At 69.4% G+C, this 24,087-nt stretch carries 27 protein-coding genes and 1 tRNA gene; 8 read left to right on the top strand and 20 right to left on the bottom strand.

Annotation, left to right across the window (positions count from 1 at the left end; all coding sequences use genetic code 11):
• Positions 1 to 18: 18 nt before the first annotated feature.
• Positions 19 to 489, top strand: a complete 471-nt coding sequence (locus tag ACRAKH_RS00965) for a MarR family winged helix-turn-helix transcriptional regulator (RefSeq protein ID WP_380726583.1) — start codon at positions 19 to 21, stop codon at positions 487 to 489.
• A 17-nt stretch (positions 490 to 506) separates the two neighbouring features.
• Positions 507 to 591, top strand: a tRNA-Ser gene (locus ACRAKH_RS00960).
• Between the two features lie 76 nt (positions 592 to 667).
• On the opposite strand, the gene ACRAKH_RS00955 is transcribed toward ACRAKH_RS00960, so the two are convergent.
• The 16 genes from ACRAKH_RS00955 to ACRAKH_RS00880 form a co-directional block, all read right to left on the bottom strand.
• Positions 668 to 1,978 carry a tyrosine-type recombinase/integrase gene (locus tag ACRAKH_RS00955; protein WP_380726581.1) on the bottom strand — a complete coding sequence of 437 codons (1,311 nt, stop codon included), beginning with the start codon at positions 1,976 to 1,978 and terminating at the stop codon, positions 668 to 670.
• 13 nt (positions 1,979 to 1,991) lie between these two features.
• Positions 1,992 to 2,300, bottom strand: a complete 309-nt coding sequence (locus tag ACRAKH_RS00950) for a helix-turn-helix domain-containing protein (RefSeq protein WP_380726579.1) — start codon at positions 2,298 to 2,300, stop codon at positions 1,992 to 1,994.
• Between the two features lie 316 nt (positions 2,301 to 2,616).
• Entirely contained in the window at positions 2,617 to 4,326 is a 1,710-nt protein-coding gene (locus tag ACRAKH_RS00945) for a hypothetical protein (RefSeq protein WP_380726577.1), read from the bottom strand.
• A gap of 46 nt (positions 4,327 to 4,372) precedes the next feature.
• A complete protein-coding gene (locus ACRAKH_RS00940) occupies positions 4,373 to 5,422 on the bottom strand; it encodes a bifunctional DNA primase/polymerase (RefSeq protein ID WP_380726575.1) in 1,050 nt (349 codons plus the stop codon).
• A 364-nt stretch (positions 5,423 to 5,786) separates the two neighbouring features.
• Positions 5,787 to 6,413: a hypothetical protein gene (locus ACRAKH_RS00935; protein ID WP_447009566.1), complete on the bottom strand. Its 627-nt coding sequence runs from the start codon at positions 6,411 to 6,413 to the stop codon at positions 5,787 to 5,789.
• 252 nt (positions 6,414 to 6,665) lie between these two features.
• Positions 6,666 to 6,827, bottom strand: a complete 162-nt coding sequence (locus ACRAKH_RS00930) for a hypothetical protein (RefSeq protein WP_380726570.1) — start codon at positions 6,825 to 6,827, stop codon at positions 6,666 to 6,668.
• A 302-nt stretch (positions 6,828 to 7,129) separates the two neighbouring features.
• Positions 7,130 to 9,436, bottom strand: coding sequence for a hypothetical protein (locus ACRAKH_RS00925; protein WP_447009565.1), 2,307 nt, complete (start codon positions 9,434 to 9,436; stop codon positions 7,130 to 7,132).
• Between the two features lie 4 nt (positions 9,437 to 9,440).
• The gene (locus ACRAKH_RS00920; protein WP_447009564.1) at positions 9,441 to 10,547 is read right to left on the bottom strand and encodes a hypothetical protein; all 1,107 of its coding nucleotides are present in this window, start codon (positions 10,545 to 10,547) and stop codon (positions 9,441 to 9,443) included.
• On the bottom strand, positions 10,544 to 10,831 hold the full coding sequence (locus ACRAKH_RS00915; RefSeq protein WP_380730855.1) for a hypothetical protein: 288 nt from the start codon (positions 10,829 to 10,831) through the stop codon (positions 10,544 to 10,546). The genes ACRAKH_RS00920 and ACRAKH_RS00915 overlap by 4 nt, the downstream gene beginning before the upstream one ends.
• Positions 10,824 to 10,988: a hypothetical protein gene (locus ACRAKH_RS00910; RefSeq protein ID WP_380730853.1), complete on the bottom strand. Its 165-nt coding sequence runs from the start codon at positions 10,986 to 10,988 to the stop codon at positions 10,824 to 10,826. Before ACRAKH_RS00910 ends, ACRAKH_RS00915 begins: the two co-directional genes overlap by 8 nt.
• Positions 10,989 to 11,088: 100 nt before the next feature.
• Positions 11,089 to 11,553 (bottom strand): NUDIX domain-containing protein, encoded by a 465-nt coding sequence (locus ACRAKH_RS00905; RefSeq protein WP_447009997.1) that lies wholly within the window; start codon positions 11,551 to 11,553, stop codon positions 11,089 to 11,091.
• A gap of 5 nt (positions 11,554 to 11,558) precedes the next feature.
• Positions 11,559 to 11,723: a hypothetical protein gene (locus tag ACRAKH_RS00900; RefSeq protein WP_380730613.1), complete on the bottom strand. Its 165-nt coding sequence runs from the start codon at positions 11,721 to 11,723 to the stop codon at positions 11,559 to 11,561.
• 19 nt (positions 11,724 to 11,742) lie between these two features.
• Complete coding sequence (locus ACRAKH_RS00895; protein WP_380730615.1) at positions 11,743 to 12,024, bottom strand: hypothetical protein; 282 nt, start codon at positions 12,022 to 12,024, stop codon at positions 11,743 to 11,745.
• On the bottom strand, positions 12,021 to 12,491 hold the full coding sequence (locus ACRAKH_RS00890) for a DUF3307 domain-containing protein (protein WP_447009563.1): 471 nt from the start codon (positions 12,489 to 12,491) through the stop codon (positions 12,021 to 12,023). The genes ACRAKH_RS00895 and ACRAKH_RS00890 overlap by 4 nt, the downstream gene beginning before the upstream one ends.
• Positions 12,491 to 12,931, bottom strand: coding sequence for a hypothetical protein (locus tag ACRAKH_RS00885; RefSeq protein WP_447009562.1), 441 nt, complete (start codon positions 12,929 to 12,931; stop codon positions 12,491 to 12,493). The genes ACRAKH_RS00890 and ACRAKH_RS00885 overlap by 1 nt, the downstream gene beginning before the upstream one ends.
• Positions 12,931 to 13,287, bottom strand: coding sequence for a hypothetical protein (locus tag ACRAKH_RS00880; RefSeq protein WP_447009561.1), 357 nt, complete (start codon positions 13,285 to 13,287; stop codon positions 12,931 to 12,933). The genes ACRAKH_RS00885 and ACRAKH_RS00880 overlap by 1 nt, the downstream gene beginning before the upstream one ends.
• A gap of 121 nt (positions 13,288 to 13,408) precedes the next feature.
• Between ACRAKH_RS00880 and ACRAKH_RS00875 the strand changes: the two genes are divergently transcribed.
• From ACRAKH_RS00875 to ACRAKH_RS00855, 5 genes are all read left to right on the top strand, one after another.
• Positions 13,409 to 13,768, top strand: coding sequence for a GntR family transcriptional regulator (locus ACRAKH_RS00875; RefSeq protein WP_380722955.1), 360 nt, complete (start codon positions 13,409 to 13,411; stop codon positions 13,766 to 13,768).
• A gap of 654 nt (positions 13,769 to 14,422) precedes the next feature.
• The gene (locus ACRAKH_RS00870; protein WP_380722954.1) at positions 14,423 to 15,499 is read left to right on the top strand and encodes a hypothetical protein; all 1,077 of its coding nucleotides are present in this window, start codon (positions 14,423 to 14,425) and stop codon (positions 15,497 to 15,499) included.
• Positions 15,496 to 16,065 (top strand): NUDIX domain-containing protein, encoded by a 570-nt coding sequence (locus tag ACRAKH_RS00865; protein WP_380722953.1) that lies wholly within the window; start codon positions 15,496 to 15,498, stop codon positions 16,063 to 16,065. The genes ACRAKH_RS00870 and ACRAKH_RS00865 overlap by 4 nt, the downstream gene beginning before the upstream one ends.
• Before the next feature lie 2 nt (positions 16,066 to 16,067).
• Positions 16,068 to 16,919 carry a hypothetical protein gene (locus ACRAKH_RS00860; protein WP_380722952.1) on the top strand — a complete coding sequence of 284 codons (852 nt, stop codon included), beginning with the start codon at positions 16,068 to 16,070 and terminating at the stop codon, positions 16,917 to 16,919.
• A 301-nt stretch (positions 16,920 to 17,220) separates the two neighbouring features.
• Positions 17,221 to 17,937, top strand: coding sequence for a DapH/DapD/GlmU-related protein (locus tag ACRAKH_RS00855; RefSeq protein WP_380722951.1), 717 nt, complete (start codon positions 17,221 to 17,223; stop codon positions 17,935 to 17,937).
• 112 nt (positions 17,938 to 18,049) lie between these two features.
• Here the strand turns inward: ACRAKH_RS00855 and ACRAKH_RS00850 are convergent, their stop codons facing one another.
• The 3 genes from ACRAKH_RS00850 to ACRAKH_RS00840 all read right to left on the bottom strand — a co-directional run bounded on the left by ACRAKH_RS00850 (position 18,050) and on the right by ACRAKH_RS00840 (position 22,204).
• Positions 18,050 to 19,810, bottom strand: a complete 1,761-nt coding sequence (locus ACRAKH_RS00850) for a hypothetical protein (protein WP_380722949.1) — start codon at positions 19,808 to 19,810, stop codon at positions 18,050 to 18,052.
• 159 nt (positions 19,811 to 19,969) lie between these two features.
• A complete protein-coding gene (locus ACRAKH_RS00845) occupies positions 19,970 to 21,493 on the bottom strand; it encodes a M28 family metallopeptidase (protein ID WP_380722947.1) in 1,524 nt (507 codons plus the stop codon).
• A 63-nt stretch (positions 21,494 to 21,556) separates the two neighbouring features.
• Entirely contained in the window at positions 21,557 to 22,204 is a 648-nt protein-coding gene (locus tag ACRAKH_RS00840; RefSeq protein ID WP_380722945.1) for a GNAT family N-acetyltransferase, read from the bottom strand.
• 53 nt (positions 22,205 to 22,257) lie between these two features.
• Between ACRAKH_RS00840 and ACRAKH_RS00835 the strand changes: the two genes are divergently transcribed.
• Complete coding sequence (locus ACRAKH_RS00835; RefSeq protein ID WP_380722943.1) at positions 22,258 to 23,283, top strand: NAD(P)H-quinone oxidoreductase; 1,026 nt, start codon at positions 22,258 to 22,260, stop codon at positions 23,281 to 23,283.
• Between the two features lie 156 nt (positions 23,284 to 23,439).
• Here the strand turns inward: ACRAKH_RS00835 and ACRAKH_RS00830 are convergent, their stop codons facing one another.
• Positions 23,440 to 24,081, bottom strand: a complete 642-nt coding sequence (locus ACRAKH_RS00830; protein ID WP_380722941.1) for a class I SAM-dependent methyltransferase — start codon at positions 24,079 to 24,081, stop codon at positions 23,440 to 23,442.
• Positions 24,082 to 24,087: the final 6 nt, after the last annotated feature.

The following is a 24,087-nucleotide window of genomic DNA, read 5'->3' as shown; positions in this document are numbered from 1 at the left end:
GCGGCATAGCCTGGTGGGGTGACTGAGCAGGAGCCGCGTTGGCTCGACGATGGGGAGATGCGCGCCTGGCGCAACTACGTGGTCGGTGCGTCCATGCTCGCCGACCGACTGCACCGCGAGCTGCAAGACGGGCACGGGGTGTCGCTGGCCGACTACGAGGTGCTCGTGCGGTTGTCCGAGCAGCGCGGGCGGCGGATGCGGATGTCGCAGTTGGCGGACGAGGTGGCGTCGTCCAAGAGCCGGGTGTCGCACCAGGTGGCGCGGATGGAGCGGGAAGGGCTGCTGCGGCGGCGTGAGTGCCCGGAGGACGGGCGCGGCGTGTTCGCGGAGCTGACCGACGAGGGCATGGCGTTGCTGGAGCGCTCGGCGCCGACCCACGTCGAGGGCGTGCGGGAGCACATGATCGACCTGCTGACGCGTGACGAGCAGGAGGTCGTGGCCAAGGTCTTCGACCGGGTCATCACCCACCTGCGGGGGCTGGACGGGTAATCTGCTCCGGCGCGCCGGGAAGCGTGGCAGAGCGGCCGAATGCACCCGCCTTGAAAGCGGGAGACGGGCAACCGTCCGGGGGTTCAAATCCCTCCGCTTCCGCAGGTTGACCAGCAAAAACAAGGGCGGCTCACGAGTCGGTGAGCCGCCCTTGTCCCGTCCAGTCTCATTCACAGTCTCATTCGCGGGTCCACAAGAACCCGCTCAGCCGATGCGCGATGTCGTCGCGCATCGCGGCGGTGACGTGCATGTACCGTTCGGCGACCTTGGTGTTCGACCAGCCCATGAAGTCCATCACCGCCCGTTGCGGTACCCCCAACAGCAAGAGAACCGTCGCCGCGGTGTGCCGCGCGTCGTGCAGCCGGGCGTCCCGCACACCGGCGCCCGCGAGGAGCCGCTTCCATTCGTCGTGGTCGGCCCGCGGGTCCAGTGGCTTGCCGTTGGGTTGGGTGAACATCCAGTCGTCGCCGTGCCACAGGTCGCCAGCGGCTTCCCTCTCCTTGTCTTGCGTCTCCTTGTGGCTCATTAGCAGCTCGAATAGCTGGTCGGGCAGCCGGATTCCGCGCCGTCCCTTGCTCGACTTCACTTCGACTTCGAGCACTCCCCCGATGCGCTCCGGGCAGTACCGCGCATGCTTCACGCAGCCGGCCGGGCAGGGTGGCGGACAGGTCTTGTGCTTCTTGCACGAGACCGGGCACGGCTTCGTCTTGTGGCGGTTGGCTACGCAGGCCGCTGGGTCAGCGCAGCCGTGCTCGTACGTCTGCCGTTGCCGTTGCTTGCTGACTCGCAGAACTTTGGTCGTGGTGTTGAGCCGCGACCACCGGAACCCCAGCGACTCCCCCTTCCTCGTGCCCAGCGACAGCGCCAGGATGAACCTGACTCCGTTGCGCCTGGCGAGTGCCGCCGTCATGAGTGCTTGAACTTCCTCGGGCTCGAACGGCTCGATCTCCTCCTCTTCGAGTCGCGGAGCTTTCACGAGATCGAACGGGTTGTCCCGGATCACCTTGCGCTTCTTCGCTTCTCTCCAGGCCGTTCTTGCTGTGCGGTGCACCTGGTGCACTGTTCCGGGCTTAAAGTCGCCGCTTCGCAGCATCTTCGCGTACAGCTTCTCGATGTGCTCGGCTTCGGTCTGGTCCATCCATCGCTGTCCGAGGGCCGGAACCACGTGTTTGTAGACGGCAGTCCGATAGCCTTCAAGTGTCTTGTAGCGGACGCTCGGCGCGGCGATGTTCTCGACCCAGTGGGTCAACCACTCGCTCACTCGCCAACGCTTCGCGCCAGCCTGGCGAATCTCGCCGTTGTCCCGCTGGTTCTCCAGTTCACGAACCTTGTCGCGAACCTCCGCCTCGTTCTTGCGCATGACATGACGGCGATCCGGCGTCCCGTCGTCTTTTGTTCCGACCGTGACACGGCCGTGCCAGTAACCGTCCTTACCGTAGTAGACGCTCGACGTGCCGTTCGGTTGGCGCGTTGTCTTCGTGCGGGGCATACTGCGCCTTCCTTTAAGCTGCGTCCGTGTTTTGCAGGAGCTTCCGCGCGTAGGCGTCCACCGCCGTGACGGGAATTCGCCGTAGGCGGCCGATCTGCACCGACTCGATTTCGCCAGAACCGATGAGTCGATACATCGTCGTGCGGCCCACTCCCAACCTTTCCGCCGCTTCCTCAGCCGTGAGAAGAACACGGTTCGACCGTGTCGGCGCGGCCTTCGGCTCGGTGCTCGAAACGTCCTGTGGTCTCGCCTGATCTTCGGCAAGCAGCGTCGTCAACTGCGCCACCAAGGCGAGAATCGCGGCGGTGTTCTTCGTAGTCATGCTTCCACCTCCGGTGAGACGTTGAGTGGAGTCGGTGTCTCAGCCCAGCAGCGCGACTGATGGTTGAGCGGGATTTCGGGCATGCGGCATCACCCCTGGGTTGTCCTGTGGCTTGGCGTCGGCGACGCGAGCTTCGGCTTGTAGGTGCGGGGTGCGGGGTGTCAAACCCGCAAACCCGCCATGCAGCCCTCGTAAGGGCTGTGACCTGCGGTGATGGGGAGCGGGTTTGCGTGCTGGCCAAACCCGCCTCAAAGCCGCGGGTGGGTCGGTCAAACCCGCGTGGGCGGGGTCGGTGGGGTTGGGTGGGCCGGTTGGGCTATTGCCAGAGGTCGGCTTGCTCGGCCGGTGTCTGGTCGGGTTCGGCCTGGTCGACGTGGTCGGTGGTGCGGGTTTCGACCCAGAAGACGCGGGCTTTGGCGTGGGTGTCCATTGCGGAGCGGATGACGTAGTCGCCGTGCCAGCGGCCGATGTGGCCGGTGAGGATGCGGCCGATGGATTTGGTGGAGGGGGTTCGTCCTTGGTCGTCGGTGAGGAACGCTCCTTCCCAGTGGTCGACAGGTTGGTTGTTGACGATGTCGATTTCGGCTTGTTGGCGTAGTTGTCGGCTGGTGATGCGGCGGTCGTGGTTGAGTTCGTGCCAGCGGGCGAGGAAGGCGACCCATTCGGCGTCTTCGTCGTCGGCTTCGCGCATTTCGGTGAGGTTGTCGAGGAATCCGTCGATGCCGTGGTGGGCGAGCAGTCCGCCGGACGCTCCCGCCCAGGTGGTGAATTGACGCATGGTGTGACCGGATCGGGGTGCCCCGGCGTTGATCCAGTCCATGACGAGGATCAGGAGGTGTCGGAGCACGGTGACGCGGTTGGTGGGGTTTTTGAGCCAGTTGTCGAGGTGGGGGATGCCGAAGGCGGCCTGGTCGCGTTGGTCGGGGTGCGGGTCGTTGGGGTCGAGTCGGACAAGAACGGTGCGGGTGGCCATGTCTCCGCCAAGTCGGATGTTGTTGCCGGTGGCCAGCCACAACCGGTTGTTGGTGGCGGTGAATCCCGCGCCGGAGGAGCCGAGCATCCGGGCGGACCATTGTGGTGAGGTGAGCAGTTGGGCGAGCACGGCGGAGGACACGATGGTTCCCTCGGCGATGTTGTCCCACAGCATGATCGGTGAGGAGCTGTGCAGGGCGCTGGTGATGGACTTTTCCAACTCGCTGTCGTCGCCTTTGCGCCAGACGAGGTTTTTGCAGCCGTAGATGTAGCCGGGGATTTCGGCGAGCAGGGTTTTGCCGCTGGACTGGGTGGTGGCGGAGATCAGGCCGAACGGGGTGAGGCAGCCGAGGTAGGGCCGCAGGATCGGGGCCAGCAGTAGCGCCAGGTGGTTGGCGCGGTCGGCGGGCGCGACGAACGGGAAGTCGCACAGCAGCCGGTCGAGCAGGAAGGTCTTGGCGTCGGCGACCTCCTGTGTGGTGGGGTGGGTCGGAACGGGCGGCATGGGCGCCGTGGGGGCGTAGTAGAGGCCGGTGGCGGGGTCGTAGCCGGCGGTCTGGATGAGCGTTCCGTCCGGGCGCAGCACCGGTGAGCCGACGACGCCGTTGAGGGGCCGGACGCCGGGCCAGTAGCGGGAGGACAGCACCGCCGACAGCGCGGTCTTCGTGGGGCTGGCCTCCACTTCCGTCCACTCGCCTGTCTCCCGGTCCTTCTTCAGCCTGTGGACGTAGGTGTGGTGGGCCAGCAGGAACGCCAGGGCGGAGGCGGTGAGCGGGTCGGCCTGCACGGGCAGGGTCGACGGCTGCCCGGTGGCGTGGTCGGCGACGGCGGGGCCGGAGACGCGCGACAGGTGCACGAGCTGCCCTCCGGCGACGAACACGTCGGGCAACGTGCCGGCGGCCACGGCGGTGGTGAGGGTGCGGATGGTCTCGGCTTCCCCGCCGATGCGGATGGGCGGCCGGTCGGCGGGAACGGTTCCGTCGGCGGTGACGTCCGGGTCGACGGCGTCGACGTCGGTGTCGGTGACGTCGGCGGGTTCGGCGGCGGTGGTCATGCGACGGTCCTCCCTTCGGCGGCGCGGTGGGCGCGTCCGGTGGTGGTCATGCGGCGGGGTGTTCGGTGGGCGTGCGGGGTCGGGCGAACCCGGAGGCGAGGGCGTAGCGGATCTCCCCGGCGGGCAGCCCGGCGGCGCGGGCGGCGTCGGCGAGCGCGGTCTCCACCTGCGCCCGGTCGATCCACCCGGCCGCGGCCATCCCGGCCAGGCGGCTGGTGGAGCGGAACAGCTTGCGGTTGCGCCCGGAGTCGGGCGGCATGGCGGCGAGTTCGGCGCACGCGGACCGCAGCGCGGCGACGGCGTAACGGGCGTGGCGGTCCCCGCCTCGGGCGGTGACCGTCACCGGCGCCGGTGTGGGCCGGATCGGTGTCGGGGTGGCGTGGCGGTCGTGGCCCGTGCGCACGAGGTCGTCGGCGAGCCAGTCGGGCAGCGTGGCCGGGGTGAGGGTGGTGGAGGCGCGCCGGTAGGTGCCGACGGGGGTGGTGGAGCCGGGCAGCACGACGTAGCCGCCGTAGGCCTTGATGTCGATCTGCCAGCCCAGCCCGCTCGTCACGACGTCCTCACCGTCGCGGACACGGCCGCTGGTGGACTTCCACCGGCCCGGCTCGGCGGTGTAGATCAGGTGCAGCCCACCCGAGGGGGTCTGGGTGGCCAGGGTGTCCAGGTCGAACGCCCGGCCGCGCAGGCTGGCCAGCGTGGCGAAGGTGTCGATCCCGTCCGCCGGCGGCACGTTGCCCTCAGGCCACGGCACGCCGTTGAGTGGCTGGGCGGGCGGGGTGCCGCCGTGCGCGTCGAGATCGATCGCCAGCAGCTCGGACACGCCGAGGTGGACCGCCCACACCGTCGTGCGCCAGCGCGCCGCCCAGCGGCAGATCACCGTGGTGTCGGCGGTGGCGGCCCACACGCCGTGGCACAGCGCGCCGTCCCCGCGGGCCAGGCACGGACACTGCGCGGCGGTGTGGCCGCCGCCGCCCCGGCAGTCCGGGCAGCCGGCCAGCGGGCGTTTGGTGCCGGGGTGCAACGGCAGCACGTGCCAGGCGTGCCGGTCGGCCACCCACAGCGCCACGTCGGCGGCGGTGGGCCGGGTTGTGGTCATGACGACGGTCCTCTCCGATCAGCCGCGGCGACGAGCCACGGACGAACACCAGGTGACGGGGGCGTGTGGTGAGCCCCGGAACGGGGACGACATGCCCTACTAGCCCCGCGCGAGGGCTAGTAGGGCCGCGTCGTCGTGGTGCGGTGCGGCGGGTTTGACGCGGCTTTCAAACCCGCCGCGTCCGCCAAACCCGCACCCAAACCCGCCCACGATTCACGCAGGTCAAGCACCTTCCACCACGTCCCCTGCGGGTTTGCGGGTTTGCTTTCAACTCCAGAGAAAGAGAGGTGGTGGTTGGTGGGGGTGGTGGGCGCGCCGGGGACGGTGGTTGGTCACGTCCCCGGCGCGACCGGCCCTGTGGGCGCTAGTCGTTGTGGTGGTGGACGTCGCCGAACCGGAAGCCGACCTGTTGGTCGATGTGGTCGTTGCCGGACGCGACGTTGTGGGTGGTGCGCGGCCCGCTCGGCTGTCGGCCCTCGTGCTTGGCCTGGCTGGTGGCGCGCTGCACGCGTTCGGCCGCGTGTCGGATGCGGTCGGCGACGTCCTGTGCGTCCACCCCGGCCGGGTCGCCGAGGACGTCGTGTTGGCTGCCGACGTGGGCGCCCGGCGCGGCCACGTTGGTGTTGACGATGGTGAAGTCCGTCGGCGCGGCGGCGGTGTCACGCGGCCGGTCGTCGTGCCCGGTGTGCTCGTGCCGGTGGTCGGTGCGGGGTCGGGGTGCGTCGTCGTCGCGTGCGGTGCGGGTCGGCTCGTCGGCGGCCGGGGTCACGTCCCTGTGTCGACCTGCGGTGGCGGTTGGCGGTGGGACGAGGCCGAAGCGCACGGCGGGGTGGTTGCGGTCGGGAGCGCCCGCGCCGGCCGGCCGGCGGCCGGGGCGGGCGTCGAGGCCTTGCAGCATGTCGATGAACGCGGTGACACGGGGCGACGGGGCGGGTTCGTCGGCGGGCGGGGTCACGTCCCCCGTCTGGTCTGGGGTTTCGTTGTGGTGCATGGTGTTTTTGGCTTCCTGGTGTGCGGCGCGGGCGTCGGCGAGTCGCTGTCGCGCGGCGTCGATGGCGTCCTGGTCTCCGCTGGCTTTGGCCTGCTGTAGGGCTTTTCGGGCGCGGGAGACCTGTTTGCGGGTGGTCTGGGTGGCTCGGCTGGTGTGTCGGCTGCCGTCGCAGCGGCGTCCGCCTGCTCTGCACATGTCACGTCCCCTTGCCGTGGTGGGGTTTTCGGCCGGTGGTGTGTCGCATGTGGGCTGTCATCGGCCGCGCTGGGCGGCTTTGCAGGCGGGGCAGACGGTGTAGCCGGACAGGGTCGGGAACCAGACGCGGTCGCCGTCGGGGATGGTGCGGCCGCACAGGGTGGCGATCCGGCCGTTCCACCACGAGCGGGTGCCGATGTGCGCGACGGGCTTGCCCATGACAAGACCTCTTTCGTGACTGTGTGTGACGGTGTGTGGGTGTGCGGGGGTGACGCGCGGGCGGTGGTGCGTGGTGCCGGCGCGGTGGTGCGAGACGCGGTGTGGGACCCGGTGCGGAGTGGCCGGACGCGGCCGTGGAGAGGGTTTCCGCTGGTGTCGGAGGTGCGGTCCCAGAGTCCCGCGCGGGGTGTTCACGCTGGTAGTGCGTGGGACTCGGGTACGGGACCCCCTGCGGGACAAGTCCCGTGGGCGGGGCTGGGTCCCGTGGGGTGTCCCGTAGGGTCCGCGCCGGGTTTTGAGGGTTACTCGGTGGTGTCGTCGTTCCCGGCGGGCAACTCGCCGTTGTCACGGCGAGTGATGGCGTTCTGGACGTCTTCGGCTTTGATGACCTTGTTGCTGCTCTTGACGACGGGGATCTCCCAGCGGCGCAGTTCCTCCGCGAGGCGTTCGGCGTTCCAGGTCTCGTAGACGGCCGGGTTGTCCTCGATCAGGCGGGCCAGGACCACGGTGGTGCGGGTGCGGGGTTCGTCGCGCATGGCGTGTTCGATGTCGGCCAGGTGGTCGACGGGGGCGGCGGGTTCGGTGGTGTCGGTGGCGGGTTCGACGGTGCGGCCGTAGCGGGCGAGGATGGACATGGCGCGGTCGACGACCCGATAGGCGTCCTTTGTGGACACGTAGTGGGTGCGGGTGATGACGAACGCCTGACCGGCGGGGATGTCCTCGACTTCGCCGGTGGCCACGACGGTTCCCGCGTCCGCGCCGGGGCGAAGGTCCTGCGGTCGTGCGCCGCGGTCGACGGCGTCGGCGAGGATCATCTTGGCGGTGTTCTCGTTGGGGACGTTGAGGGCGCAGCGGACGTGCGCGCCTTCGCGGACGCGGACGGGCAACGTCCGGTCGTCGGGGCGTTGGGTGGCCTGCAACAGGTGGATGTTGACCGCGCGGGCCTGGTCGTGCAGACGCTTGGCGGCCTTGACCGCGCGGGAGTCGTCCTTGGTCCCGCCGATGGGGTGGGGCGCGCCGTAGAGCACCTGGCACTCGTCCACGAACACGTAGATCGGGTGGAAGCCGGACCCCTTGCGCCGGGACAGCTCGCGCGAGATCGGGCCGACGACACCCTGATCGGATTTGGCCTGGTAGCGGCGTTCCATCTCCGCCACCGCCCACTCCAGCATGTCGCAGGTCCGGCCGGCGTGTTCGTCGGTGGAGCCCTCGATGTACTGGGTGGCGCGGCGGGCGAACATCTTCCAGTCGCCGTCGCCTTTGAGGTCGGCGACCAGCAGTTCCACCGTGGGGTCCAGGGCCAAACCCAACGCGATCAGCCGCATCACGGTGGACTTGCCCTGCTTGGACGTGGCACCGATCAGCCAGTGCTTCTGGAGCATGCCCACGCCGATCTGTTCCTGGCGCATCGTCACGCCGAACGGCAGCCGGTCGCGGAACACGTCGAACTCGCCGTCCTCCAGCAGCGGCCACGCCGGCGCGGGGCGGTCCATCGTGCCCTTGTCGGCCACCCACAGGTCCAGCACGCGGGCGTCGGCCTTCGGGTCGCGCTGGGGCCACACCTCGTGCTTGTGCCGGCTGAGGTTCCCGGCCAGCAGCTCGACCTTGCCCGAGGGCAACAGGTCCGCCGCGACCACACCCATCGGGAGTTTGATCTGGGTGTAGGTGCCGCCGCCCTGCTCGCGCGGCTGGACCAGGTACTCCAGTTGCCCGCCCTGCTTCAGAAACGTCGTCAGGGCGGTGACCTTGACGTGCGCGAGCGCCCTGGTGATCAGGTCCGGGGTGATCTCGGAGTCCATCTCGGCGCGTTCGGTCTCGGAGACCAGCCAGCGCGGCACCATCGCCGACCGGCGCCCTTCCCTCCACGCCGCGACCAGCAGCGCCGGGGCCGCGCCCCACACCAGCAGTTGCACCGCGATCGTGGCCAGCACGCCGACCACCCCGGCGACGTCGCCCAGCATGGCCCACCAGCTCGCCCAGTCCCACCCGCCGGGGGTGAGCTGGATGACCACGCCGCAGATCAGCAGCACACCGGCCAGGACCGTGACCGCGAACATCAACGCCTTCAGACCGGCCCACAGGGTGCCGGGCAGGGCGCGCATCCGCTCCGCGCGCCCGTTCTTCAACGCGTCGAGCCGGTCGGTCCACTCCGCCAGGGCGACGGAGTCCCCGGCGACCTGGGCGAGGCGGATCTGTTCGCGCACGTGCCCGTAGGTCAGGGCCTGCACCGCGCGGCGGGTCCACGACAGGTGGCCCTGCGCCACCGTCCAGCCCGCACGCGCCGCGACCCGCACACCCTTGGCGGCCTTGCCCGCCGTCGGGTTGGCGCGCACCACGCGCACCAACTCCCCCGCCCGCGCCCGTACCGTCTGCTCCGCGATGCGACGGTCCAGCGCCGCGGACTCCTCCGGCGTGAGCAACTGCCCCGCGATGGCGGCGTCCCTCTCCACCCCGCTACCCGGCGCCGTCGGGACGGCGTCGGCCGCGGCCGGTCCGGTGTCGGCGCGCACGGCGTCGGCGTGGCGCACCGGCAGGTGCACCACGTTGGTGTGCTCCCGGCCCGCGTCGTCGGCCTGGTGCTCGTCGTGGTCGTGGGCGGTGGTGGTCATCGGGTCACCTCGTTTCGGGTCGGGCCGGTCGGGCGGGGTCGGTGACGGCGTTGCGCAGTTCGCGGGCGTACTCGCTGCCGCAGCGCAGGTGCGCGCGGATGGCGCTGGCCGATGCGGTGGGCGGCAGGTCGCCGGCCGCGATGGCGGCCCGCAGTCGGGGCAGCAGTTCGGCGGCCCGCGCGGACAGTTGTGCCTGAACGATCGGGGTGTCGGCGGTGTCGGCGACGTCCACCGGAACCGGGCCGGTCGGGGTGCCGGCGGGGCTCGCCGACGCCGGTCGGACCGGCGCGGTGTCGGTCGCCGCCGTCGGGGTGTCGGGGCGGGTGGGGGCGGTGTGGTCGAGGTCGGCGAACCCGGCCCAGATGATCGGCATGACGGTGACCGCGCCGACCGCGACCAGGGGGCCGATCGCGTGGGCGAGCAGCGCCATCGGCCGGAAGCCGTCGACCACACCGGGCAGGTAGGGCCAGACGTTGAGTGTCAGCGTGACCGCCAGCGCGCCGAACTCGACCGCGGTGAGGTGCGGGTGGCGCAGGATGTGCCCGCGGGTGGTCAGGAACGCCTTCGCGCCGACCACGACCAGCAGCACCGCGGACACGAACGGCTCCACCGCCCACGCGCCCCACCACGCCGCGCTGAACCGGGGGACGCCGATGGTGAGGGTGTGGTGCACGCCGGTGGTGGACCACGCCAACGCGCCGATCAGCGCCACCAGGGCCACGACGGTGAGCACCAGGCGCACCCGCGCGGCCTGCCACGCCCGCGCCATCGGGTTCTGCCCGAGGGCGTGCAGGCGGGCGGCCTCACGGGACCGTTTGAGCGCCTTGCGCACCCGCGCGGTGTCCACCAGCAGCGGCGCGGTGTCGCCCTGCAACTCCAGCAGCCGGTGCGCCTCCGCGACCTCGGCGGACAACCGCGCCACCCGCCGCGTGTCCGCGACGACCGGCGCCACACGCACCGCGGACACGTCACGGTGCTCCTCGTCGGACTGGTGTTCGTCGTGGGCGACGGCGGGCGCGGCGGCGGCGACGTAGCGCTCCAGCTCGGCGACGGTGGCGGCGAACGGGTCGGACTCGTCGGGGCCGGGCAGCGGAAGGGCCGTCGTGCTCATCGGGTCACCTCCAGTCGGCGCAGGTACAGCGGGGGACGTGACAGCGGGGAACGAGTGGAGCGGTGGGCGGTGCGGCGCAGCAGACTCACCAGCACGAGGGCGGGCACGCCGACCACCACCATCACGGCGGTCGGGTCTTCGGTCTGGGTGATCACGGCCCACTGGGTCAGGCCGATCAGCCCGGCGGTGGCCAGCAGCTTCCACAGCACGATCACCGGGACCACGGCCAGCGCGGCGAGCAACAGCAGCAGCGGGGCGGGTACGGTCGGCAGAAGGTCACTCATCGTCGGCGACCCCCGTCCGCTGCCGCTCGACCAGGCGGACGCGGTCGCGCAGGTAGGCCGGGGCGTCGTCCCAGGACCGGCCGGGGTGGGTGGACTCGTAACGGGCGCGGGCGGCGGGTTCCACCACCGACTTGTGCGCCGTCGTCGTGCTCGACATGCTTCAGCTCTCCTGACCCGCACCCCTCGGGTGCGGTGTTGGGGTGGACCGGACCGGCGGCGCGGTTCTTGGCGGGATCAGGCCGCCGGTCCGGGCGAAGTCAGTGCGCGAGGGTGATGCCGGCCTGCATGTACAGGTCCACGGCGTCGGCGAGGGCCTGGTCGTGGTCGAACGCCAGCGGCCCGAAGTCCGTCGACAGCACGTCGGTGACCGGCCACCAGCGGGCCTGGCGGGCGTCGTCGCCACCGACGGCGACGGGCATGTGGTCCAGCACCGCCGCGAACGCCACGGACACGACACGGCCGCGCGGGTCGCGGCCGGGGGTGTCGTAGACGCCGACCCGGTCCAGGTTCCACTCCTCGAACGCCACGCCGGTCTCCTCGTGCAGCTCGCGCACCGCGGCGGCGGCGAACGTCTCGTGCGGGTCGACGTAGCCGCCGGGCAGCGCCCACCGGCCCGCGAACGGGTCGTGGCCGCGCTCGATCAGCAGCACGTGCCACTGCCCGGCGGTGTCGGGGGCGAACAGCAGGACGTCGGTGGTGATGGCGGCGTTGTTGTCCTTCATGGCGCTCACTTCCCGTTCCGGTTCTTCTTGGCGGTGTTGGCGGGGTCCGGGATCTGGCACCCGCAGGTCGTGTCCACGGAGAACCACATGCCGTCGGTGGTCTCGGTCCAGTCGTCGTAGCGGCCGGTGCCGCCGCACTTGACGCAGTCGGGGTCGAACTTGAACTTCATGGCGAGCAGTCCTTTCTGGTCAGGCGGCCGGCGCGATGCCGTCGGCGGCGCTGGTGGTGGTGTCGGTGATCTCGGCGGCGTGGCGTTCGGCGTTCTCGGCGGCCTGGTGGGCGCGGTCGTTGACGAACGGGTCGTCGGCGTACAGGGCCACGTCCCCCCACAGGTCGGCCAGCTCCAGCCACCAGTCCACGGCGTCGGGACCGGTGCGCGGCACCGACCCGCACGTCGCGAAGTGCTCCGCCAACGCGAGCACCGCCGCCGTGTACCGGGCGGCCCGCGCCGCGAACCGCGCGGCCGTCACCGCAGCACCGCCGTCAGCAGCGACGCGACACCCAGCCACAACCAGTGCCACGACTGGTCCAGCGCGTACGCCCCGGTGCCCAGTGAGGGGTTGTCGTCGTGGTCGGGACGCGGCGCGCCGAGCGCGTAGAACCCGCGGTGACCGATCAGCGTGGCGAGACGGGCCAGGGTGTGGCGCCGGTCCGCCCAGTAGTGCGTGACCGCCGACACCAGCTGACCGACGACGAACCCGAGCCCGGTGATCGGCAGGTCCAGCAGCCACCACAACACCGCGACCGTCCCCGCCGTCACCAGCGTGTACGACACCACGTGCCGCAGACACGCCACCCGACCCGCCCGCGACCGCAGTCCCTTGTGCGCGGCCTGCGCGTCGCTCTGCACCCAGTGGTCGGCAACGTTGTGCGCCACCAGCAACGCGGGCAGCGTCACCGCGAACGTCACCGCCGTCGCCATCGTGTCGAGCTGCATCACGCCACCCGCCCCACGGCCATCACGGCGAGCCGGCGCGTCACGTCCGACACGGCCACGAACACCGGGTCGACGCCCGCACCCAGGTCCACGTCCAGCACCCGCTCGGCGCGGCCGACGTCGGCACCGTTCAGGTGGTCCCACACCTCCACCCGCGCGGTGCCCGCCGACGTGGAAACCTCGCCGACCGTCACCACCCGGACGTAGCCGTCCTCGGGAAAGAACCGGACGAAGTCGAACCCCAGGGCAACCGCGGCGCGAGCCACCCCCGCCAGATCGGCCGCCCAGTCCCTACGCGACGCGACCTGCATGGACACATCGGCCCCGGTGGTGGGTTGCGGATACGCCCGCACGTCCACCCCGCACACGTCCAACGATTCGCCGTGCTCGGCCAACACCACCGCCGTCACCGCCGCCAACCCCGCCAGGTTCCGGCTCATCACGCCACCCGACCCGACATCGACGCGGCACGAGCCGCGGACCGGCGCGCGGCGTTGCGACGCGCCTTACGGCCCTTCCCCTTCGACACACCGAACACCGGCGCCGGAAGCGCCGCCGCCACGACCACCGGCCGCGACTCCCCCTCCAACTCCGCCTGCGCCACCGAGACGCCGTACCGCGGCGTGATCCCCCGCAACGCACGGGCCGCGATCCGACGGTTCCGGCGCTCCCGCGCCGAACCGTCCAACAGGGCCGACGTCGGCGCGGCCGACGCGATCTCCACCGACACCTGTTCGTCCAGCAACGCCAACGCCGCGGGGGTCAGACCATCCGGGTAGTTCTTCGTGGCCTTCATTGCACTCCGTTCTAGGTCGTACTGCGTCGTTCTAGAACAACCCTAGGCACGTGCATCACTGGGCGTCCATGCTCCGATCGGGTGATCTAGAACGACCTGTAACAGTCGGTATCCTGGGAAGATGCCGCTTTCAGACGAGGTCGGGCACCCCTACCAAACGTTGGCGCGCTCGATCATCAGGGACATTGACCATCAGGTGCTGTCACCCGGCGACAAGTTGCCGTCCGTGCGCGACCTGGCGAAAACAGCCGGCACGACGATCGCGACGACTCAGCGGGCCTTGGCACTTCTGGCGTCTGAGGGATACGTCAAGACCGTTCCAGGGCTCGGCAGCTTCGTCCTTGAGCGAGTAGCCGACGACTTCGACAGCAAGCCTCTGGTGGACCAGGTTCGCCAGCTTCACAAGGATCTGGCGGCCATTCGTGAGCGCTTGGCGGCCCTCGAGTCCGTGCATGCCGTTGACCCATCCGCTACTCGCTGACCGCCGACCCGAAGGCAGACAAGGCATCGAGCGCGTGACCGCACCAAGACCACACATCCTGCACCGCTTCCGCGGCGGCGACTGGGTCACGGAGCACGAACCCCACGACAGCGAGTGCCACAAGCCACCGAACCAAACGGCCACCGTTGCCGCCACCGTCCCCAATGCCGGGAAATACCTGCGCCGTCTTACGACTCATGATTTTCTCCATTCCTGCTTCATTGCCCGCCCTAATGAAACCGTTCGGAGCTGAACACGAACAGGGAGGTCGCGGGGTACAGCAGGGAGAGAGGGGGAGCTCAGGGGATACGGGAGGGATACGACTGTTGACTGAACGCCAAACGGACTGAACGATCGCACCACGAGGATGTGACCGGAAGAGGGAACCTGGTGAACCAACTACGCGAGGAACGAGAACGAAAAGGCTGGACCAGGCCTCGCGCTGCCGATGAACTCGAACGATTGGCGCATCGCCGCGGCCTCCCGGTTACAGCGACACGCGAAAGCCTAATCCGCTATTTCCGCGAATGGGAGCATGGACGGAACGCACCACAGCCACCCTACCGTGATTTACTGTGTGAGCTTTACGGCAAGACGGCCGACGAATTGAGCATACCTGTAGCACGGGCACAGGCCCGATCTGACATTGGCCTCGTGTACTCGCCCTCATTGGCCCAAACACTGACAACCGTCAGCAACCTCGTCGAATTTGACATACAGCGCCACCCCGGAGTGGTGAATGGACACTTCTCCGAAGAAGCGATTTATGCCGCGTGTCTAGACTGGCTCTTTACGGCCCCCGTCAGAGACCACCGAGCAAACTCTGTTCGCGTAGTTGATCGTGACGTGCAAGAGATCGTCGCTACGACCTCAATGTTCGACAAGATGGACAGAACGATTGGTGGCGATCAAAGCCGCAATCTCGCGATCAAATATTTGCACGATCACGTTACACCACGACTTAACGGCACCTTTGACGACAGTGTTGGTCGCGACCTATTCCACGCTGCCGCCGTGTTGTGTGAGGTCATTGGATACATGGCCTACGACAGTGACCGCCACGCGTTGGCGCAGCGATATTTCATACAGGCACTGCGCCTGGCCAAAGAGGCCAACTCGCCAGCGTATGGATCATACGTACTCACCACCATGAGCCATCAAGCAATTTACTTGGCGCGCCCACAGCAAGCGCTCCGGCTAGCCGAAACTGCGCGCCAGAACTACACGGGAACCCACGTAGCCGCCGTACAGGTGGAAGCCGCGATGCACGCGGCCCGCGCATACGCACTCCTTGGCGACGAAGTTTCCACCACACGTGCGCTCCTCGATGCCGAGAAAGCATTCGCACTACAAGGCGACCCGAACTCTGGTCCCGAGTGGGCATCTCATTGGGGCGAGACATTGTTTGCCGCGTTCGCAGGTGATGCCTGGCTCGATCTCGGCAACGCTGAACACGCACGTCCACACCTTGAACGCGCATCTCAAAGCGCCGACGGACAGGCCCGCCGAATCGTCTACAGCGCGGCACAACTTGCAAAACTCGCAATGTTGGAAGGTGACGCAGACCAGGCCGGAGCGTTCGCGTTAACCGCGGTCGAGACCGCTAGTGGCTTGAATTCCAAGCGGTCGATTAAGGTCATTCGCGATCTGCGTCGCGATCTGACCGAGCACAGCCATGCCCAACCCATTGAGTCATTCATAACGCGCGTACGCGACATGCTGCGAGAATGAGGCATATTTTGCAGACCGATCCGAAGCCAAGCACCTGTGTTGACGTCGAGACATTCGATGCCGACGTGGTACTCGAAGGTCCCCCAGAAGTAGAATTTAACCCCGGCATTGCGAGTCGTATCCCGGCGAAAGGATCGGCGGGTGGTGCCCTGATCAGGGACGAACGAGGACGCATCCTTTTCGTAAAACCACGTTACAAGCCCGTGCTGGATATCCCTGGCGGCATCGCCGACGCTAACGAGTCTCCGAAGGCGGCGTGCCATCGAGAGATTCAGGAAGAGATTGGTCTCACTCTGCAACTGGGCGCATTGCTGGTAGTCGACTGGGTGCCACGCAACGGGGTATGGCGAGACAGCCATCAGTTCGTCTTTGACGGAGGCGTACTAGCGGTCGAGCAAATTTCGGTGCTCCGTTCTCACGATGACGAGCTGCAGGGTTTTATCTTTCTTGCACTCGATGATGCGCAACCCAGAATTCATCCATCACTTTTCCGCAGACTCCGTCTTGCAGTCGAGGCCGTCAAATTTGGTAGAACGATCTACGCCGAGTTCGGTCGAGCAGTGTAGACATGTTCGCCTACTCCACCGTTGCGTCCGTTCGGCGAGTGGCCGACTTGGCCCACTTCCTGCGCGATGTGCTCGACCGCGCAGCGCTAGATGTATCGTCAGCTATCCACACTGATAGCCTGTTAGTCCACTGCGTCATCGACGGGAGTTCTATGAGTAACATCTCGACTAGCCTAATCGCTGTCGCTGCCGAAGAACCGAAGTGGACCGACGTTGGCACGTTCATTGTGGCCGTTATTGCTTTTATCGTGGCGTCAGTGGCCGCATGGGCTACCGTCATGACCAATAGGTATCAAGCAGAACAACTGACGCGCCTCGAAAATTCGGACAAAGAAAGACAGGAGCAAGACCGACGAAAGCAGGCAGAAAATATATGGGCCATCGCCGACGAAAACGGGCTGGTCTCGATCTACAACAGCAGCAACGCACCCATCTGGGATGTGCGTGCCGAGGTATGCTACAAATCAAGTATTCCACAGCCGATCAGATTATCTGACAGCCGCGATTACATTATCGAAGGGGTATTCCTCTTCGATCCGATCGCGCATCTCCTGCCCAACAGCATGCCGAACACGGGGGTAGTCGCACCCGGCTATGAGGGCTTGCGCGATAAGATTGGAGAAGAAGTCTCGAAAAATCTGGGTGCGGTTCATAATCGCGAAAAGCTACTCGAATCCGGGCATGAGCCAGCGTTCTTCGGCGTGAGTGGCGGAACTGCCCTGGAAATGGCAAAAGCGTGTGGTCAGTCGATCGCGGACAACGGCGTAAAACTGACATTTCGCGACTTGGCCGGGACATCATGGACTCGTCATCCTGATGGACGGCTTGAGTTGGCATCAACTACTCATGCCTGACCTGCTGGATCTACGAGCGACGCTCCACATAGGACTGACTCAGTCTCATCTGGAGTCTCATTCACGATCGTTCGCGGTAGGTCATGACAGTTCGCGTGCTAGCTGTGACCGGCGAGAAGACCGTCGGTGAACTGGTCTGCCAGTCGCTGCCGACACCTTGAAAGCGGGAGACGGGCAACCGTCCGGGGGTTCAAATCCCTCCGCTTCCGCTTCGAGCAGCCCTGACCGGCGGGAACGTCGGTCAGGGCTCGCTTCGTGAGGGGTCGGTCGGTGCGCACGCGCCGGTGCGCGCATCCGTCGGGTGTCGGGTCGAGGCCGTGACATCTTCGGCTGGGCGACGGGACTGGCGCTCGGCACCGCGCGGGACTGCTACAGCCTCGACAGCCGGCTCCCCACTTTCTTCGACTGGGTGCGGGACGCGTTGGCCGCCGAGGGGCGGGCGGGCGGAGCCGACCGTACAGCGGAGGAGGAGAACTTGGCCGGTGACCGGCTCATGCGCGTCCACGGCGACGAGTTCCGGGCCATGTCCGAGCGGGTCCTGCGGGTCACCGAACTGACGTCCCGCCTCAACGTCCTGCCCTTCGACGACGAAGCGGGCAAGGCGGCGCTGTTCGAGCAGATCCTCGGCCGGCCGCTGCCGGAACGGGTCACGATCTACCCGCCCTTCTACACCGACCACGGGCTCAACCTGGACCTCGCGGAACGCGTTTTCATCAACCAGAACTGCACGTTCCTCGACTACGCCGGCATCCGGCTCGGCGAGCGCGTGATGGTCGGGCCGAAGGCCACGTTCATCACGGTCGGCCACCCGGTCGACCCCGAGGAACGGCGGGGGTGGCTGAGCGGTGGGCCCATCGACGTCGCGGAGAACGTGTGGATCGGCGCGGGCGCCACGATCCTGCCCGGCGTCACCATCGGGCGTGACGCCGTGATCGCCGCCGGGGCGGTCGTGGCGGACGACGTGCCGCCGGCGAGCCTGGTGACCGGCGTGAAGGCGGCGGTCCGCCGGCGGTGGTGACGGCCGGCCCGTGACGGCGGGTCCGTGACGGCGGGTCCGTGACGGCGGGTCCGTGACGGCGGGGACGCGAACGGACGGCCCTCCCGGTGGAGGACCGCCCGTCGCGCTCACGTCAGGCCGAGCGCCTGCGGCTCACCAGGAGGGCTCCGAAACCGCCCGCCAGGGCCAGGACGCCGAGGGCGATCAGGCCCAGGACGCCGGCGCCGGTGTCCGCGAGCCCACCGCCGTTGGTGGCGGCGGGTGAACCGGCGGCCGGCGGGGCGGCCGGTGCGCCGGGTGCGGCCGGGGGCACGGTCTCGTCGGGGACGACGGGGCCCGGCACGAGCGTCATCCAGCTCTCCGACTGGCAGTTGCGGCAGGTGCCCGCGAACAGGACGTGCGGACCGTCGAACTCGAACTGCCACGGGCCGTAGACGTGCACCTCGTACGGGCCGGCGGGCATGTTCGGGAAGGCCACGCGCCCTTCCGCGTCCGTACGGCCCTTGGCCACGAGGACGCCGGTGACCGCGTCTTCCAGGCCGACCGCCAGGTCCGGGATCAGCTCGTCGGCGTCACGGGTCCGGTCGCCGTCGCGGTCGTGGTAGAAGAGGATGCGCACGTCCCCGGGCTCACCGGGAACCCTCGCGAAGGCGTGGGCGCTCGGGCGGCCCTCGGGGCCGTCGCCGGTGCCGAAGTCGCAGCCGTAGCCGACCGCGCCGTACTCGGCGGCCTCCTCCGAGATGGTGCCGGTGATCTTGACGGTGGTGGACCCGCCGGCGGGCACCGTCACGCCGGACCCGTCCCACGCCAGGTCGCCCACGTTGACGTCGCGCAGCTCCGGGCCCTCGCCGCCGCTGCGGTCGCAGCCCGCCGTGATGCCGGTGAGGTCCGTGGCGCCGAGGTTGGTCAGCGTCACCTCGATCTCGGCCGTGTCGCCGACGTTGTAGACGTCCTTCGTGAACCGCATGGCCGCGGACAGCCGGTCGGTCATGGGGCGGTCGCCCCTCAGCGCGACGTCCGAGGCGGAGCCGCGACCGTCCACCGTGATGTCGCGGTACGCGCCCTCCATCACCCAGCCGTCCGGCACGTTGCCGAACTCCAGCCGGTAGACCTGCGCCGGCACGTCCGCGAGGCGGAAGCGGCCCGCGCCGTCGGTCACGGCGACGAGCTCGGTGCCGGAGTCGGACAGCTTCACCTGGACGCCCGCGAGCCCTTCACCGGCGTCCGGCGCCCCGTTGGCGTTGCGGTCGCCGTAGACCACACCGGCGAACGTGTCGAGCGCCGCGCGCGGGTCCTGGACCGGGATCGACAGGAGGAAGCTGTCCACCCACCCCGTGGCCACCTGGACGTAGAACAACGCCATCGGAACGGAGCCGCTCCAGCGCTGCACCACGCCGTGGACGGTGACGACGAGCTCGTCGCCGGCCGCCAGGTCGACCCCGGCGCCGCGCCACGTGGACAGCACGCCCCACTCGGAGGACTGCACGTAGAAGTCGGAGCCGGACTGCGTGTACTGCCCCGCCTTGACCGCGGGGACGTCGTCGGCGCCGGTGTTGGCGATGGTCACCTCGACCGGGATCGGCGTGCCCACCAGGTACGGCCCGGGCTCGACGGTGGCCGAGACGTCCAGGCGGACCTCCCCGGCGGCCGGGGCGGACGACGACGTCGAGGAGGAGGACGCCGAGGACGACTCGACCGGCTGCGCGTCGACGGGCGCGGCCTCGGTCGTGGTCACCGGAGCCTGCTCGGTGGTGGTGACCGCCGTGGTCCCGGTGGTCTCGACGGCCTCGGGGTCGTCCTGGGCGACCGCCGTGGCCGACAGCGTCGCCGTGAGCGCGAAAGCCGCGACGAGGGCGAGGGATCTTCGCGCAGCACGGCGCGCCGACAAATTCATGATCTTTTCCCCTGGGGCCGGAATGGTGGCGGGGAAACGTAACCGACGAATCCTCGGAACGAGGCAAAACGATGCCGTCCCGTTAACCGGCCGAGGGGTGGAGACGTGGCCGGGGCCGGTCCCCGTGAGGAGACCGGCCCCGGTCGGGAACAGCCGCGGTTACGCCGCTTCGGCGTGCGTGTGGTGCTCCGCCACGTGCAGCGAGCGGGACGCCGCACGCGCCTCGGCGCGCTGGACGCGCGACGGGACGCCGTTCACGCTCTCCGTGCTCACCGCGTACGACGCGGTCACCCACGCCAGCGCGTCGGAGTTGCGGTCGAGGGCGAGCCGGTCGATGTTGCCCAGGGTGTCACCGGGACCGTGGTAGTTGGGGTCGTAGGCGACGCCCGCCGTACCGCCCCACTTCGCCGCCTGGGCCTCGGTCTTGATGCCCTCGGCGCCGGTGAACAGACCACCGGCGGGGATGCCCTGCGCGATGAACTCGCCGTAGTCCGAGCGGCCGGAGAAGTCGGTGCCCTCGGTCTGGACGCCCTTCTCGACCGTCAGGTACTCGACGAACGCCTGCTCGATCTGGGCCGAGCCGTACGGGCCGGGGCCCGCGTCGACCTTGTCGGAGTCGTCGCCGTCGTAGACGAAGTACGCCGCGTTCGGCGAGCCGATCATGTCGAAGTTCAGGTACATCGCGATGTCGAGCTGCTGCTCGAACGTGAGCCCCTGCACGTACTTGGTCGACCCGACCAGGCCCAGCTCCTCGGCGCCCCACCAGGCGAACCGCACCGCGTTGTTGACCTTCGGCGAGCTGCCGAGCTTCAGCGCGGTCTCCAGCAGGCCGGCCGAGCCGGTGCCGTTGTCGTTGATGCCCGCGCCGTTCTCGACGCTGTCGAGGTGGGCGCCCGCCATCACGACGTTGTTCGTGCGACCGGTCCTGGTCTGCGCGATGACGTTGCGCGAGGGGCGCTCTTCGACGTGGTAGCGCAGGTCCACGGTGACGGCCTGGCCGCCGAGCTGGGCGAGCGCGGTGCCGTCCGCCTGGGTCACGCCGCCGGTCGGGACGACGCCCGGCGAGCCGAGCGTGACGCCCTCCAGCTTGCCCTCGCGGTTGTTCGAGATGATCACGGCGACGGCGCCCGCGGCGGCCGCGTTGCGGTGCTTCACGTCGAACGTGCACGCGCCGCGGCGGATCAGGGCGATCCCACCGGTGAAGTCCTGCCCGGCGAAGTCGGACTCCTCGCAGCCCGGCGTCGCGTCCTCGGGGACGACGCGCAGCGGGCCGGTGACGCCGCCGACGGGCGTCTGCGGCGAGAACTCCAGCGGGATGTTCTCGTACGTGGTCGTGCCGACCTTCGCGCTCGCCGCGTCGGTGATCTGCACCGGGTAGGTGAACGTCGGCGTCGACACCTCGAAGCCGGCGTCGCGCAGCTTGCCCGCGACGTAGTCGACGCTGGCGTCGTAGCCGGACGTGCCCGCGGCGCGGTTGCCGTTGTTGCGGTCGGCGATGCGCTGGAAGGCAATGAGGTGGCGGTTGACCCCTTCCAGGGTGACGTTCTTGGTCAGGTTCCTGGCCAGTTTCGGGCCGTCGAGGGTCGCCGCGGAGGCGACGTTGACGGCCGGAACGGCGACCAGCGCGAGGGATGCGGACGCTGCGAGGATCGCCGCGCGTCGGATCCCGGTTCTAGCTGACATGGTCGAGTTTCCCCTTCACTCGGATGCCGAACCCTCACAAGTCCCGGGGGCGAGCGCAATCCGTCAGTCGGCGGGTTCTCGGCCTGTGAGCATGGGCAAGCAGGCTGTGACACCGCTCACCTCGAGCGTCCAGTCGGGTCGGCGGAACCACTCCGGGGTCACCAGCAGCCGCGTCTGCTCGGCCGGCTCACCCCGCCGGACCTGCCGGAACGTGCCGTCCGGCCGGTAGCCGAGCTTGCGGCTCACGGCGTGCGACGCGAGGTTGTCGTTGAACGCGCTCGACCGCGCCGCCACCGCGCCGAGGTGGTCGAAGGCGAACATGACCACGGCGGCCCGCATCTCCGTGCCCAGTCCGCCACCCTGGTGGCGCAACCCGAGCCACGACCCGCTGGAGACCTCGCGCAGGACCGGGAAGTCCACCGCGCCGAGCCCCTGCGTGCCGATCACGCGGCCGTCGCGGCGCACCAGGAAGTTGACGGTCCACCGCTGCGGCGACAGCGCCGCCCGCTGGCCCCAGTGGAACTGCAGGGTGTTGACGCCGAGCCGGTCGCGCGGCGCGTCGGTCCAGTCCACGCCGAACGGCATCCGGTCGGGCGGGTGGACGCCGTCGAGCGCCAGGTCCGCGAGTTCGGCCAGGCCCTCGTCGTCGTCGGGGCGCAGTTCGAGGCGCGGGGTGCGCAGCACCAGGTTCCGCAACGGCCAGTGGTCCATCCGTCGATGGTGGCGATCAAGCACGCGCCTGGCGACCGGATTACGGTCGGACCATGCGCGCGATCACCATTCGTGAACCCGGCGGACCCGACGTGCTGGAGTGGGCGGAGGTCCCCGACCCCGAACCGGGACCGGGCGAGGTGCTGCTCGACGTGGCCGCGACCGCGGTGAACCGGGCCGACCTGCTCCAGCGGCAGGGCCACTACCCGCCGCCGAAGGGCGCGTCGGACGTGTTGGGCCTGGAGTGCTCGGGCACGGTCGCCGCCGTGGGCGCGGACGTCACCGGCCTGCGGGTCGGTGACGAGGTGTGCGCGCTGCTCGCGGGCGGCGGGTACGCGGAGCGGGTCGTCGTGCCGGCCGCGCAGGTGCTGCCGGTGCCCGACGGCGTCGACCTGGTGACGGCCGCGTCGCTGCCCGAGGTGGCGTGCACGGTGTGGTCGAACGTCGTGATGCTGGCGGGTCTGAAGAGCGGGGAGACGTTCCTCGTGCACGGCGGCGCGGGCGGCATCGGCACGCACGCGATCCAGGTCGCCAAGGCGCTCGGCGCGCGGGTCGCCGTGACGGCGGGGTCGGCCGACCGGTTGGCGCGCTGCGCCGAACTCGGCGCGGACGTGCTGGTGAACTACCGCGAGCAGGACTTCGTCGCCGAGGTCGGGCGGGCGGACGTGGTGCTGGACAACATGGGCGCGGCCTACCTCGGCCGCAACGTGGACGTGCTCGCGCCGGACGGGCGGCTGGTCGTGATCGGCCTCCAGGGCGGGGTGAAGGGCGAGCTGAACATCGGCAAGCTGCTGGCCAAGCGGGCGAGCGTGACCGGGACGGGGCTGCGGTCGCGGCCGGTGGACGGGCCGCACGGCAAGGGGCGGATCGTCGCCGAGGTGCGGGAACACCTGTGGCCGATGATCGCCGACGGGCGCGTGAAGCCGGTCGTGCACGACGTGCTGCCGATCGAACGGGCCGCCGACGCCCACCGCGCGCTGGAGGGCGGCGAGGTGTTCGGGAAGCTGGTGCTGGGTTTGATGGCCGCTGCTCCGCAGACGGCGGGCTCGGCCGCCTGGAAGTCGGCCGCTCGCGACTGATTTCGTGACGATCGAAAAGCGTGATCGCCACGAAATGAGGCGCGAACGACCGACGCGGCCTCGCGGCGGCGCGCGTTGGCCCGGAGGGCTCGCGAGGGCGGGAGTTGACCGAGGGCTCGCGGGGGCGGGAGTGGCCCGGGGGCTCGCGGCGGCGGGTTAGCCCAGGGCGTTGGCGGTGGCGAGGAAGGTACGGGGTGTGGTTTTGAACCGCAGCGAGAACTCCTCGGCCCACCGCACCAGCACGGTCTGCTCGCCGGGGCGCTCCGCGTCGTCCACGAGGACCGCCGCGCCCGGCGCCAGCACGCCGCGGAGCACCGGGAGCGCCGGGTAGCGCGCGTCGCCGAGCAGGGGTCCGTCCACCAGCAGCAGGTCGACCAGGCCGTACCGCTCCACGAACACCGACACCTCGTCGTGCACCAGCTCCGGGTGGTACCACTGCCCGTTGCCGAGCGCCGCCGGGTGCGGGGTCAGCGGGGCGTGCACGACCCGCGCCACGTGGCCCAGGCCCTCCCGGCGCAACTGGCTGGCCACGAACGCGGCCGTCCGCTCGTCGTGCTCGACGGACAGCAGGTGGCCGAACCCGCGCCGGGCGAGCAGCCGGGCCAGCACCACCGACGACGCGCCGCACCCGCACTCCACCAGCACCGTCCGCGAGCCGAGCAGCACCTCGTCCACGACGGCCGCCAGCGCGGCCGGGCGCAGCTCGTGCGCCGTGTTGGGCAGGTACTCCGACATCAGCGGCGCGAGGCGGTGCAGCGCGGCGAGGTCGGCGAGCTCCCGAGACAGCAGGTCGTCCACCCAGCC

It is taken from the genome of Saccharothrix hoggarensis, from assembly GCF_052936025.1.
This window is presented reverse-complemented; position numbering and strand designations above follow the sequence as displayed.

Bases quoted from the DNA above. Each gene is read 5' to 3' on its own strand.
- ACRAKH_RS00955 (WP_380726581.1), bottom strand. From the start codon at position 1,978: ATGCCCCGCACGAAGACAACGCGCCAACCGAACGGCACGTCGAGCGTC.
- ACRAKH_RS00950 (WP_380726579.1), bottom strand. From the start codon at position 2,300: ATGACTACGAAGAACACCGCCGCGATTCTCGCCTTGGTGGCGCAGTTG.
- ACRAKH_RS00945 (WP_380726577.1), bottom strand. From the start codon at position 4,326: ATGACCACCGCCGCCGAACCCGCCGACGTCACCGACACCGACGTCGAC.
- ACRAKH_RS00940 (WP_380726575.1), bottom strand. From the start codon at position 5,422: ATGACCACAACCCGGCCCACCGCCGCCGACGTGGCGCTGTGGGTGGCC.
- ACRAKH_RS00935 (WP_447009566.1), bottom strand. From the start codon at position 6,413: ATGCACCACAACGAAACCCCAGACCAGACGGGGGACGTGACCCCGCCC.
- ACRAKH_RS00930 (WP_380726570.1), bottom strand. From the start codon at position 6,827: ATGGGCAAGCCCGTCGCGCACATCGGCACCCGCTCGTGGTGGAACGGC.
- ACRAKH_RS00925 (WP_447009565.1), bottom strand. From the start codon at position 9,436: ATGACCACCACCGCCCACGACCACGACGAGCACCAGGCCGACGACGCG.
- ACRAKH_RS00920 (WP_447009564.1), bottom strand. From the start codon at position 10,547: ATGAGCACGACGGCCCTTCCGCTGCCCGGCCCCGACGAGTCCGACCCG.
- ACRAKH_RS00915 (WP_380730855.1), bottom strand. From the start codon at position 10,831: ATGAGTGACCTTCTGCCGACCGTACCCGCCCCGCTGCTGCTGTTGCTC.
- ACRAKH_RS00910 (WP_380730853.1), bottom strand. From the start codon at position 10,988: ATGTCGAGCACGACGACGGCGCACAAGTCGGTGGTGGAACCCGCCGCC.
- ACRAKH_RS00905 (WP_447009997.1), bottom strand. From the start codon at position 11,553: ATGAAGGACAACAACGCCGCCATCACCACCGACGTCCTGCTGTTCGCC.
- ACRAKH_RS00900 (WP_380730613.1), bottom strand. From the start codon at position 11,723: ATGAAGTTCAAGTTCGACCCCGACTGCGTCAAGTGCGGCGGCACCGGC.
- ACRAKH_RS00890 (WP_447009563.1), bottom strand. From the start codon at position 12,491: ATGCAGCTCGACACGATGGCGACGGCGGTGACGTTCGCGGTGACGCTG.
- ACRAKH_RS00885 (WP_447009562.1), bottom strand. From the start codon at position 12,931: ATGAGCCGGAACCTGGCGGGGTTGGCGGCGGTGACGGCGGTGGTGTTG.
- ACRAKH_RS00880 (WP_447009561.1), bottom strand. From the start codon at position 13,287: ATGAAGGCCACGAAGAACTACCCGGATGGTCTGACCCCCGCGGCGTTG.
- ACRAKH_RS00875 (WP_380722955.1), top strand. From the start codon at position 13,409: ATGCCGCTTTCAGACGAGGTCGGGCACCCCTACCAAACGTTGGCGCGC.
- ACRAKH_RS00865 (WP_380722953.1), top strand. From the start codon at position 15,496: ATGAGGCATATTTTGCAGACCGATCCGAAGCCAAGCACCTGTGTTGAC.
- ACRAKH_RS00860 (WP_380722952.1), top strand. From the start codon at position 16,068: ATGTTCGCCTACTCCACCGTTGCGTCCGTTCGGCGAGTGGCCGACTTG.
- ACRAKH_RS00850 (WP_380722949.1), bottom strand. From the start codon at position 19,810: ATGAATTTGTCGGCGCGCCGTGCTGCGCGAAGATCCCTCGCCCTCGTC.
- ACRAKH_RS00845 (WP_380722947.1), bottom strand. From the start codon at position 21,493: ATGTCAGCTAGAACCGGGATCCGACGCGCGGCGATCCTCGCAGCGTCC.
- ACRAKH_RS00840 (WP_380722945.1), bottom strand. From the start codon at position 22,204: ATGGACCACTGGCCGTTGCGGAACCTGGTGCTGCGCACCCCGCGCCTC.
- ACRAKH_RS00835 (WP_380722943.1), top strand. From the start codon at position 22,258: ATGCGCGCGATCACCATTCGTGAACCCGGCGGACCCGACGTGCTGGAG.